Source organism: Pseudomonas sp. GW822-FHT03F08 (assembly GCF_058801265.1).
In genome coordinates this window covers 17,640-29,094 of record NZ_JBXANC010000016.1, presented here as the reverse complement: position 1 = coordinate 29,094, position 11,455 = coordinate 17,640, and the positions used below count along the sequence as shown (strand labels likewise).

10 protein-coding genes and 1 other RNA gene are annotated in these 11,455 nt (G+C 61.4%); 2 read left to right on the top strand and 9 right to left on the bottom strand.

Annotated features, from left to right (window positions below):
• Positions 1-4 precede the first annotated feature (4 nt).
• From mraY to rsmI, 9 genes are all read right to left on the bottom strand, one after another.
• The gene (gene mraY / locus AC1RME_RS28650) at positions 5-1,087 is read right to left on the bottom strand and encodes a phospho-N-acetylmuramoyl-pentapeptide-transferase (protein ID WP_096822832.1); all 1,083 of its coding nucleotides are present in this window, start codon (positions 1,085-1,087) and stop codon (positions 5-7) included.
• Positions 1,087-2,454 (bottom strand): UDP-N-acetylmuramoyl-tripeptide--D-alanyl-D-alanine ligase, encoded by a 1,368-nt coding sequence (locus AC1RME_RS28645; protein WP_102621246.1) that lies wholly within the window; start codon positions 2,452-2,454, stop codon positions 1,087-1,089. The genes mraY and AC1RME_RS28645 overlap by 1 nt, the downstream gene beginning before the upstream one ends.
• Positions 2,447-3,910 (bottom strand): UDP-N-acetylmuramoyl-L-alanyl-D-glutamate--2,6-diaminopimelate ligase, encoded by a 1,464-nt coding sequence (locus AC1RME_RS28640; RefSeq protein ID WP_096822834.1) that lies wholly within the window; start codon positions 3,908-3,910, stop codon positions 2,447-2,449. The genes AC1RME_RS28645 and AC1RME_RS28640 overlap by 8 nt, the downstream gene beginning before the upstream one ends.
• The gene (locus AC1RME_RS28635; protein ID WP_173861365.1) at positions 3,910-5,649 is read right to left on the bottom strand and encodes a peptidoglycan D,D-transpeptidase FtsI family protein; all 1,740 of its coding nucleotides are present in this window, start codon (positions 5,647-5,649) and stop codon (positions 3,910-3,912) included. Before AC1RME_RS28635 ends, AC1RME_RS28640 begins: the two co-directional genes overlap by 1 nt.
• Positions 5,649-5,942 (bottom strand): cell division protein FtsL, encoded by a 294-nt coding sequence (ftsL, locus tag AC1RME_RS28630; protein ID WP_007956777.1) that lies wholly within the window; start codon positions 5,940-5,942, stop codon positions 5,649-5,651. The genes AC1RME_RS28635 and ftsL overlap by 1 nt, the downstream gene beginning before the upstream one ends.
• The gene (rsmH, locus tag AC1RME_RS28625) at positions 5,939-6,886 is read right to left on the bottom strand and encodes a 16S rRNA (cytosine(1402)-N(4))-methyltransferase RsmH (protein WP_493092042.1); all 948 of its coding nucleotides are present in this window, start codon (positions 6,884-6,886) and stop codon (positions 5,939-5,941) included. The genes ftsL and rsmH overlap by 4 nt, the downstream gene beginning before the upstream one ends.
• The gene (gene mraZ, locus AC1RME_RS28620) at positions 6,883-7,338 is read right to left on the bottom strand and encodes a division/cell wall cluster transcriptional repressor MraZ (RefSeq protein ID WP_003205355.1); all 456 of its coding nucleotides are present in this window, start codon (positions 7,336-7,338) and stop codon (positions 6,883-6,885) included. Before mraZ ends, rsmH begins: the two co-directional genes overlap by 4 nt.
• 403 nt (positions 7,339-7,741) lie before the next feature.
• An RNA gene (gene rnpB / locus AC1RME_RS28615) (RNase P RNA component class A) lies at positions 7,742-8,095 on the bottom strand.
• A gap of 73 nt (positions 8,096-8,168) precedes the next feature.
• A complete protein-coding gene (gene rsmI / locus AC1RME_RS28610; RefSeq protein WP_173861362.1) occupies positions 8,169-9,011 on the bottom strand; it encodes a 16S rRNA (cytidine(1402)-2'-O)-methyltransferase in 843 nt (280 codons plus the stop codon).
• Between the two features lie 240 nt (positions 9,012-9,251).
• On the opposite strand from rsmI, the gene AC1RME_RS28605 reads away from it, so the two are divergent.
• Together AC1RME_RS28605 and AC1RME_RS28600 are read left to right on the top strand one after the other, a co-directional pair.
• A complete protein-coding gene (locus AC1RME_RS28605; protein WP_096822837.1) occupies positions 9,252-11,063 on the top strand; it encodes a penicillin-binding protein activator in 1,812 nt (603 codons plus the stop codon).
• A complete protein-coding gene (locus tag AC1RME_RS28600; RefSeq protein WP_096822838.1) occupies positions 11,063-11,425 on the top strand; it encodes a YraN family protein in 363 nt (120 codons plus the stop codon). The genes AC1RME_RS28605 and AC1RME_RS28600 overlap by 1 nt, the downstream gene beginning before the upstream one ends.
• Positions 11,426-11,455: the final 30 nt, after the last annotated feature.

Genomic DNA, 11,455 nt, shown 5'->3' with positions numbered 1-11,455 from the left:
CGTTCTACCTCAGCTTCAGGGTGGCAAGGCCGATCAGCACGAGAATCACGGTGATGATCCAGAAACGGACGATCACACGCGGCTCGGGCCAGCCCTTGAGTTCAAAGTGGTGGTGTATCGGAGCCATGCGGAACACACGGCGACCGGTCAGCTTAAAGGAGGCAACCTGAATCACGACTGACAGGGTTTCCATCACAAACACGCCGCCCATGATGAACAGGACGATTTCCTGACGGACGATCACCGCGATGGTGCCCAGGGCTGCGCCCAGCGCCAGTGCGCCGACGTCACCCATGAAGACTTGCGCCGGATAGGTGTTGAACCACAGGAAGCCCAGGCCGGCACCGATCAGCGCGCCGCAGAACACGATCAGTTCGCCTGCGCCCGGTACGTACGGGATCAGCAGGTATTCAGCGAATTTCACGTTACCCGACAGGTAGCAGAAGATGCCCAGGCCACCGCCGACCATCACTGTCGGCATGATCGCCAGACCGTCGAGGCCGTCGGTCAGGTTGACCGCGTTGCTCGAACCGACGATCACGAAGTACGTCAGCACGATGAAACCGGCGCCCAGCGGAATGCTGTAGTCCTTGAGCATCGGCAGGATCAGGGTGGTTTCCACCGGAGTGGCGGCAGTCATATAAAGGAAGATCGCCGCGCCGAGGCCGAACACCGACTGCCAGAAATACTTCCAGCGACTCGGCAGGCCACGGGAGTTCTTCTCGATCACCTTGCGGTAGTCGTCAACCCAGCCGATGGCGCCGAACAGCAGGGTCACCAGCAGAACGGTCCAGACATAACGATTGCTCAGGTCAGCCCACAGCAACGTGCTGACGCCGATCGAAGACAGAATCAGCGCGCCACCCATGGTCGGCGTACCGGATTTGGACAGGTGCGATTGCGGGCCGTCGTTACGAACGGACTGACCGATCTGACGGTTCTGCAGGGTGCGGATCATCCACGGGCCATAGCACAGCGACAGGACCAGCGCGGTCAGCACACCGAGGATCCCGCGCAGGGTCAGGTACTGGAAGACCGCGAAGCCTTTGTAGAACTGTTGCAGATACTCCGCTAGCAGCAGCAGCATTAATGTTTCTCCAGACTGGACCCGCACAGGGCCGCAACGATGTTTTCCATCGCTGCGCTGCGCGAACCCTTGATCAAAATGGTGGTGTTTTTGTCCTGCTCGGCGCCGAGGGCCTGGATCAGTTCGGCCTGTGTGCCGAAGTGATGCGCCTCGTTGCCGAATGCGTTCACGGCGTGGACCATGTTCGGCCCGACGGCGTAAAGCGCGGAAACCTTGCCCCGGGCGTATTCGCCCACGTCGCGGTGCCCCTGCTCCGCCCAGTCGCCCAACTCGCCGATATCCCCGAGCACCAGAACGGTGCGGCCGGAAAAGCCGGCGAGTATATCAACGGCCGCACACATGGAGGTGGGGTTCGCGTTGTAAGTGTCATCGATCACGCGCATGCCGTTTTTCGCCAGTTGCGCGACGGTGCGACCCTTGACCGGTTGTACCGCGCCAAGCCCGGTGGCGATGCCGAACAGCGACACGCCCAAGGCGTGAGCGGCAGCGGCAGCGGCCAGGGCATTGGCGACGTTATGGGTGCCGAGCAGGTTCAGTTGAACCCGTTCCACACCTTCAGGACTGTGCAGGTTGAACGCCGGGCAGCCACGGGCGTCGGTGGCCAGATCGCTGGCGTGGAAATCTGCCTGGGTGTTGCTCAGGGCAAAGGTCAGCACCTTGCGACCGGCAGCGCGGGTCTTCCAGATACCGAACGCCTTGTCATCGAGATTCAGCACGGCGACGCCATCGGCCGCCAGCCCTTCGATGATTTCGCCTTTGGCTTCGACGATTTTCTCCGGCCCGCCGAACTCACCGACGTGAGCGGTGCCGGCGTTGTTGAGGATCGCTACGTGCGGCTTGGTCAGCCCGACGGTGTAGGCGATTTCACCCAGACGCGAGGCGCCCAGTTCGATCACTGCCGCGCTGTGTTCCGGGGCAAGTTCGAGCAGGGTCAGCGGCACGCCGAGGTCGTTGTTCAGGTTGCCACGGGTCGCGTGCACCGAGCCGCGCGTGCGCAGGATGCTCGCGAGCATTTCCTTGACCGTGGTCTTGCCGCTGGAGCCGGTGACAGCCGCAACCGGCTTGGTAAATGCGGCACGGTTCAGCGCGCCCAACTGGCCGAGGGCCTGACGGGTGTCCTTGACCAGCAATTGTGGCAGCGTGCTGTCGGCGACTTCACGCTCGACCAGCGCCGCGACCGCGCCTTTTGCAGCGACGTCGTTCAAATAGTCATGACCGTCGAAACGCGGGCCGGTCAGTGCAATAAACAGTTGGCCAGCCTTGATGGCGCGGCTGTCGATGCTCACGCCGTCAAAACTGGCGTCCGCGCTGATCAGCCGTGCGTCGAGTGCATTGGTCAGTTCGCTGAGTTTCAGGGCCTTAAGCATGGGCCACCTCCCACGCGGTCAGGGCGTGATCCGCCTCGACCAGATCAGAGAATGCGTGGCGCTCGCCGTTGATTTCCTGATAGTCCTCGTGACCTTTGCCGGCCAGGACAACCACGTCATCCGCCGAAGCGCTGGCGATCAATTGCGCGATGGCCTGGCCACGGCCGGCCACGAATGTCACGTTATCCACAGCCGTGAAACCGGCGCGGATGTCATCGAAGATCACCGCCGGATCTTCGGTGCGCGGATTGTCATCGGTGACCAGCACGCGGTCGGCCAGACGCTCGACCACTTCGGCCATCAACGGACGTTTGCCGCGATCGCGATCACCGCCGCAACCGAACAGGCACAGCAACTGGCCTTTGACGTGTGGACGCAGTGCGGTCAGAACTTTTTCCAGCGCATCCGGCGTGTGGGCGTAATCGACCACCACCAGCGGCTGAGTACCACCGCCGAGACGCTGCATGCGTCCGGCCGGGCCTTCGAGTTTCGGCAGCACCTTGAGGATTTCGTCGAGGGCGTAGTCCAGACCGAGCAAGGCGCCGACCGCAGCCAGTACGTTGCTCAGGTTGAAACGGCCCAGCAATGTGCTGCGCAGATGATGCTCGCCCTGCGGCGTGACCAGCGTGGCGCGCACACCATGGTCGTCGAACTGCGCTTCGCGGACATACAGATAGGCACTGCTGTCGAGCAAGCTATATGTAATCAAACGCGAATCACGCTTTTCAGCGGCCAGTTGCCGGCCGAAATCGTCGTCCAGATTGACCACGCGGCACTTCAGGTCATTCCAGGCAAACAGCTTGGCCTTCGCTTCGGCGTAGGCCTCCATGGTGCCGTGGTAATCGAGGTGATCGCGGGACAGGTTGGTCATCACCGCCACGTCAAACGCCAGTGCAGTGACCCGGCCCTGATCCAGACCATGGGACGAGACTTCCATGGCCACGGCTTTGGCGCCGGCCTTTTTCAGGTCGCCCAGGGTCGCTTGCATGGCGATCGGGTTCGGCGTGGTGTGCAGGCCGCTTTGCAGCGAGCCGTAGAAACCGGAGCCGAGGGTGCCGACGATGCCGCAATGCTGGCCGAGCAGGTCCAGCGCCTGCGCCACCAGTTGAGTCACGCTGGTCTTGCCGTTGGTGCCGGTCACGCCCACCAGGTTCAAGTGATGACTTGGCTCACCGTAAAAACGACCGGCAATATCCGACAGCTGCGCGGCCAGGCCTTTGACCGGAATCAGCGGCACGTCTGTGATCGGCAGCACGGTGGCGCCTTCCACTTCGTAAGCCACGGCGGCAGCGCCACGAGTGAGCGCGTCAGCAATATGCGCACGACCGTCGAACTTGCCGCCCGGCACCGCGAGGAACAGGTCGCCCGCGCGCACGTTGCGGCTGTCGAGTGCCAGTTCACGGATCAACAGATCGTGGCCGGCGTGGGGGAAAATCTTGTTCAGACTAAGAGACATCAGCCGCGCCCTCCATTGGCTTTCAGCGGAACGGCCGGGGTGGCGTTGGCCTGTTGTGTTGTCGGCAGGTTGTCCGGGGTCACGTTCATCAGACGCAGGGTGCCGGACATCACACGGCTGAATACCGGCGCCGAAACCAGACCACCGAAGTAACCGGCCTTGCTCGGTTCATCGATCACCACGACGATGGCGTAACGCGGATCGCTCATCGGGCCGAAACCGGCGAACAGCGAGCGGTACGAGTTTTCGGCGTAACCCTTGGTGCCCACCGACGTCTTGCGCGCAGTACCCGACTTGCCCGCCACGTGATACGCCGGCACCTGCGCACGGAACACACCGCGCGGGGCCTCGATCACCTGTTGCAGCATGCCTTGCATGGTTTTCGCGACGGCTTCCGGCAGTACCTGAGTGGTCTGCGGTGCCTTGTCGGTTTTGATCAGGGTCAGCGGCGCGAGGCGACCGTTGTTGGCCAGCGCCGAGAACGCGTGCACCAGCTGAATCGCGGTCACCGAAATACCGTAGCCGTAGGACAGCGTTGCGGTTTCGGCTTTACGCCACTCGCGGTAATTCGGCAGGTTACCGACACGTTCGCCCGGGAAGCCGAGGCCGGTGTCCTGGCCGAGGCCGACTTTCTGCGCGAGACGGAAAATGGTTTCGCCGCCGATATCGAACGCGACCTTACTCATGCCGACGTTACTGGAATTGATCAGAATGCCGGTCAGGTCGAGTACCGGACCTTCGGTTTTCGATACGTCCTTGATCGTGTATTTGCCGATCTGCAGGGAGCCCGGATACACCTCGACGGTGTCGCTCGGTTTCCAGCGGCCGGTTTCGATCGCGGCGCTCATCGAGATCGCTTTCATGGTCGAACCCGGTTCGAACACGTCGATCATCGCGCGGTTACGCATCATCGCCGGTTGCAGGTTGCGACGGTTGTTCGGGTTGTAGGTCGGCTGGTTGACCATGGCGAGGATTTCGCCGGTCTTCACGTCCATGATCACCAGGCTGCCAGCCTTGGCGCCGTTCTCGATGATCGCGTTACGCAGCTCGCGGTTGGCCAGGTATTGCAGGCGCAGGTCAATGGACAACGCCAAGGGCTTGCCGGCCTTGGCGTTTTTGGTGACCTGGACATCCTTGATCAGCCGTCCGCGCCGATCCTTGATGACTTGCCGCTTGCCGGGTACGCCGGCCAGCCACTCGTCGTAGGCCAGCTCGACGCCTTCACGACCGTGATCATCGATGTCGGTGAACCCGACCATGTGCGCGGTGACTTCACCGGCCGGATAGAACCGGCGGAATTCTTCGATGCCGTAGACGCCCGGCACTTTCAGGTCGAGCACGGCCTGGCCCTGCTCGGGGGTCAACCCGCGCACCAGATAAATGAATTCTTTGTTGGCCTGGGCTTCGAGGCGTTCGGCCAGGGCTTTCGGATCCTGCCCCAGCGCCGCCGCCAGTGCCGGCCACTTCTCTTTGGCCGTCTGCATTTCCTTGGCGTTGGCCCACAGCGTGGTCACCGGGGTACTCACGGCCAGAGGCTCGCCGTTGCGGTCGGTGATCAGGCCACGGTGTGCCGGAATCGGAATGTGACGAACGCTGCGCGCATCGCCCTGCCCCTTGAGGAAGTCACGGTCGACCACTTGCAGGTCAATGATCCGCCAGCAGATCGCGGCCACCATCACGCCGAGCAGACCTACCAACAGACGGAAACGCCACGGGAAGAGTGCCCCTTCGAGTTTCATCATGGCGCCACCATCTTCACGTCAGCTGCGCCTGGGATGTGCATCTTCAGTTGTTCGGTGGCCAGCACTTCGATCCGGCTGTGGGCGGTCCAGGTGCTTTGCTCCAGGATCAGGCGCCCCCACTCGGCCTGCGCCTTGTCGCGCACGCTCAGTTCGTTGTACAGGGTGTTGAGCAACTGCCGGTTCCAGTGGGCGCTGTAAGACACGCCGATGGCCGACACGAGCACGCCGATGAACAGCAGCAGCATGAAAAAGCTGCCGCCAGGCAGTGGCTTGGCGAAAAGCTTGCTCACCGCAGCTTCTCCGCGACGCGCATGACGGCGCTACGGGAACGTGGGTTGGCTTTGAGTTCGGCGTCGGAGGCCGTCTGCGCTTTGCCATGGACTTTGATTTTCGGTTCGAACGCGACGTGGCGAACCGGCAGGTTGCGCGGCAGGTTGTCGGCTTCGCCTTTCACCAGCTTGCGCATGAACAGTTTGACGATGCGGTCTTCCAGCGAGTGGAAGCTGATGACGACCAGACGGCCGCCGATTTCCAGGGATTCCAAAGCGGCTTCGAGGCCCGCTTCCAGATCGCCCAGCTCGTTGTTGACGTGAATGCGCAGGCCCTGGAATGCACGGGTTGCCGGGTTCTTGCCCTTTTCCCACGCCGGGTTGGCGACTTTCAGCACTTCGGCCAGATCGGCGGTGCGCTCGAACGGCGTGATGTCACGACGTTCGGCCACGGCGCGAGCCATGCGACCGGAGAAACGCTCTTCGCCATATTCCTTGAACACCCGGGCGATTTCTTCCACAGGCGCGGTATTGACGAACTCGGCCGCGCTGATGCCACGGGACGGATCCATGCGCATGTCCAGCGGGCCATCATTGAGGAAACTGAAGCCGCGTTCGGCATCATCGAGCTGCGGCGAAGACACGCCGAGGTCGAGCAGAATGCCGCTGACCTTGCCGGTCAGACCCTGTTCGGCAACCACCGAACCGAGCTCGGCAAAGCTGCGCTGCACAACGACAAAGCGGCCGTCTTCGGCCGCTAGCGTTTGCCCGGTGGCAATCGCTTGAGGATCCTTGTCGAATCCGATGAGCCGGCCGTCGGGACCGAGCTTGCTGAGGATCAACCGGCTGTGCCCGCCGCGCCCGAACGTGCCGTCCAGATAGCAGCCATCAGGACGTACGGCGAGAGCCTCGACGGCTTCGTCAAGCAGTACGGTGATGTGGTTAAAGCCGCTATCAATAGTCACAGGATCAAATCACGCAGTTCGTCAGGCATGGCGCCCGGTTGTTGTATGGCAGCCAGGTCAGCGGCAGAAACCGCGTTCCAGGCATCTTCGTCCCACAATTGGAACTTGTTCAGTTGGCCGACCAGCATCGCGCGCTTGTCCAGCTTTGCGTATTCGCGCAGACGCGGCGGAACCAGAAAACGACCACTGCCGTCGAGCTCGAGGTCAACGGCATTACCAATCAATAAGCGCTGCAGACGACGGTTCTCTTCGCGGAGCGAAGGAAGCGCGCGCAACTTGGTTTCAATAATTTCCCACTCATCGAGCGGGTAGACACACAAACATGGATCAACGGCATCAATGGTCACGATCAACTGGCCGGAACTACGCGAAACGAGCTCGTCACGGTACCGGCTCGGCATGGCGAGACGGCCCTTTGCGTCGAGACTGATAGCGTTAGCTCCGCGAAACACGTCTGCGTTTCTCCAATTTTTATCGTTTTGAGCTCAAAAAACCCACTTCATGCCACTTTCCGCCACTTGCGCACACTATAGGAATGCGCCCACCACACCGTCAAGGCGCGGATTAAAGGAAAACCCTTACAGAACGGAGATTTAGGAGCATAAAAGGAGGCGCAACGAGAATCTGGCGGATGCTTTTATCCAATAACTTGAAGCAGCACTGAAAGCTGCGCTCGAAAGTTAAAGTAATTTGTTAAGAGTAAGATTTTTTCGGTATTACAAAAGCGCTTCTGCTGTTGATTGAAGCAAGGTGGGAAATGGCTATTACTGCGGTTGCCGCTGCCGGATTTCCAGAGCAGGCCTGCTGATAATAAACAGCCCTGTCGCCTTTAATTCAAGCAGGGAAAAGAAAAAGGTGGAGAGTCGATCTGTAAGCCGGGTTCTGTCTTGAACAGTCATTCGTCTACGATGGCCATCACTGGACATCTTTAGCAACCTACCCGGTCCCAGCGCGGGCCACGCCTTGGGACCCTATTTGGTCTTGCTCCAAGTGGGGTTTACCTAGCCACGAACTGTTGCCAGACGTGCGGTGCGCTCTTACCGCACCTTTTCACCCTTACCGGCGCCGAAGCGCTTAGGCGGTTATTTTCTGTGGCACTTTCCGTAGGCTCACGCCTCCCAGGCATTACCTGGCACTTCGCCCTATGGAGCCCGGACTTTCCTCCCCCCCCTAATTTTCATAGAGGGCAGCGACTGTCCGATCGACTCTCCGCCGCGCAGGTTAACGGCAGAGCGCCCGAAGAACAAGCGCTAATAGCCCGCAAACCGGTCTGCGCGACGGGTTACGCGTCTTTTTGCTGATCCAGCGCGACCTGATACAGCACGTTTTTGCGCTCACCGGTGATTTGCGCCGCCAGAGCCGCGGCACGCTTGAGCGGCATCTCTTCGAGCAACAGATTGAGGATGCGCATCGCCTCGCTGCTGACGGCATCTTCGGATTCCGGCGCAGTCCAGCCAGCCACCACAACAACACATTCGCCACGCTGTTGATTGCTGTCCGCCTCGACGAATGCGCGCAACTCGGCCAGCGGCAGGCCCTTGAGCGTTTCAAAGGTCTTGGTGATTTCACGGGCGAGCAACGCCGGGCGATCAGCGCCAAACACGGCTTCCATATCCTGCAGACACTCAAGAATACGATGAGGCGCCTCGTAGAAAATCAGCGTGCGCGGCTCTTCCTTGATCGCCTCAAGACGCGCCTTGCGCCCCACCGCCTTGGCCGGCAGAAAGCCTTCAAAGATGAAACGATCGGACGGCAGACCGGCAGCCGACAGTGCCGCAATCAACGCGCAGGCACCCGGTACCGGCACCACATTGATCCCGGCGGCACGAGCCTGACGCACCAGGTGATAACCCGGATCGGAAATCAGCGGCGTACCGGCATCGGAAATCAGCGCCACGTTATCGCCAGCCAACAGACGGGTGATGAAGCGACTGCCTTCGTCACGCTCATTGTGTTCGTGACAGGCCGCCAGCGGTGTAGTGATGCCGAAGTGCTGCATCAGACGCTGGGAATGGCGCGTGTCTTCGGCAGCAATCAGCGCCACTTCGCGCAGGATTTTCAACGCCCGGGCGCTGATGTCATCCAGGTTGCCGATGGGCGTCGCCACCACATAAAGCGAGCCCATAGCGGAATTCAAAGCACCTGGAGCAGTCAAAGCGCACACCTCATGATCGGTAAAAACCGCCATTGTAGCGCGTCGAGCGACCGGCGATGCGGTCGCGGCAGACACGGTTTGTCGCACCATTGTGCGGTCGCGCAACATTTGTATCAGCTAAATTGACGGTTTCACGCCAGTAACATCGCGCCCCGGCCAGCGCTTGGGTACAATTCGACGCTAATTTGATCGAGTATCAGGAACACTTACATGATCGCTTGCCTGCGGCTGTTCACTGCCCTCTGCCTCGCTGCCTTGCTGGCGGCTTGCGCCAGCTCCCCTTCCTCCAGCCTTGGCGAACTTCCACGGACTCCGGATGCCAGCATCGAGCAACTGCTCGAACAGGCCGCCCAGGCCAAATCGCCGGACAAGGCTGCACTGCTGCGCCTGAGTGCGGCGGACATGGCTTACCGTCAAGGCAATGCCGGACAGTCCGCGCAGATCCTGCAACAGGTGCCAATGGAGCAACTCCAGCCGGGCCAGCAGGCATTCGCCAGCACCTTGGCCGCTGAACTGGCCATGACCCGCAACCAGCCGAAAGCCGCGCTGGCAGCCTTGAACCATCCAAGCCTGCAACGCCTGAGCGAAATGTCGATTCCGCTGCAGGTTCGCGCCGGCACCGTTCACGCTCGCGCCCTTGAAGCCGACGGCCAGACACTGGCTGCCGCTCGCGAGCGCATCTTCATCGCACCGATGCTGGAAGGCGAAGCCGCCAGCAAGAACCACGAAGCGATCTGGACCCTGATTGCATCGCTGCCGACCGATCAACTGCAACCGAACACCACCGATGACCTCGGTGGCTGGATGAGCCTGGCCCTGGCGGTGAAAACTGCCGGCACCCTGGAGCAACAGCAGGCCGCCATTGATGCCTGGCGCTCGCAGCACCCGAAACACCCGGCCGCGATCAACCTGCCGCTGCCACTGACCAAGCTCAAGGAACTGGCCAGCCAGCCTCTGAGCAAGATTGCCCTGCTGCTGCCACAGGACGGCCAACTGGCCTCGGTCGGCAAGGCCCTGCGTGACGGCTTCATGGCCGCGCACTACCAGGCTCAGCAAGCCGGTCAGAAACCACCGGCCATCGTGTTCTACGACAGCTCGCACCTGACCAACATGGACGAGTTCTACCGCAAGGCCCAGGCCGACGGCGTGCAACTGGTTGTCGGCCCACTGGAAAAACCACTGGTCAAACAGCTGAGCACCCGCCCGCAACTGCCGATCACCACCCTCGCGCTGAACTACAGCGAAGGCGACCAGGGCCCGGCGCAACTGTTCCAGTTCGGCCTGGCTGCTGAAGACGAAGCCCGCGAAGTGTCCCGCCGCGCCCGTGCCGACGGTCTGCACCGCGCCGCGATCATGGTGCCGAAAGGCGAATGGGGCGACCGCGTCCTGCGTGCGTTCAGCCAGGACTGGCAAGCCAACGGCGGCAGCATCGTCGCCACCGAGCGCGTCGATCAGCCTGTGCAACTGGCCCAACAGATCGCCGACATGTTCCAGCTGCGCCAGAGCGAAGCCCGCGCCAAGAGCCTGCAGAATGCTGCCGGCACGAACGTCGCCGCCCAGCCTTCGCGTCGCCAGGACATCGAGTTCATCTTCCTCGCCGCGACCCCGCAACAGGCGCAGCAGATCAAGCCGACCCTGAACTTCCAGTACGCCGGCGACGTGCCGGTCTACGCGACCTCCCACGTGTTCAGCGCCAGCGGCGACGTGAACCAGTACAACGACATGAACGGTGTGCGCTTCTGCGAGACCCCATGGTTGCTGGATGCCAACGACCCGCTGCGCAAGCAGGTCACCGCACAGTGGCCACAAGCCTCCGGCAGCCTCGGCCGCCTGTATGCGATGGGTGTTGATGCCTACCGCCTGGCGCCACGCCTTGATCAACTCAAGGCGCTGCCGGACAGCCGCATCGACGGTCTGTCGGGCAGCCTGGGCATGACTCAGACACAACGTGTCGTGCGTCAACTGCCATGGGCCCAGTTCGTCAGCGGTCAGGTTCAGCGCCTGCCGGACACTCCGCGCTGATGCCCGACAGGTCACACCTGCAAAGCGGCAAGGATGCCGAGCGCCAGGCGCTCAAGCATCTGCAACACCAGGGTCTGCGCCTTCTGGCGCAGAACTGGTTATGCAAACGCGGCGAGCTTGATCTGGTCATGCTTGATGGCGATACAGTAGTATTCGTCGAAGTACGTTACCGAAAGAACACTCAATGGGGTGGAGCGCTCGACAGTATCGATGGGCGCAAACGGCAGAAACTGATTTTCGCCGCACAGTATTTTCTTCAGCGCGAGTCGCGTTGGGCCAATTCCCCCTGCCGCTTCGACGTGGTGGCCATCGACAGCCACCAGGGTCAGCTGAACTGGTTGCAGAATGCGTTCGACAGTTGAGCGCCTGCGCCGACCTGGACATTTTCACTC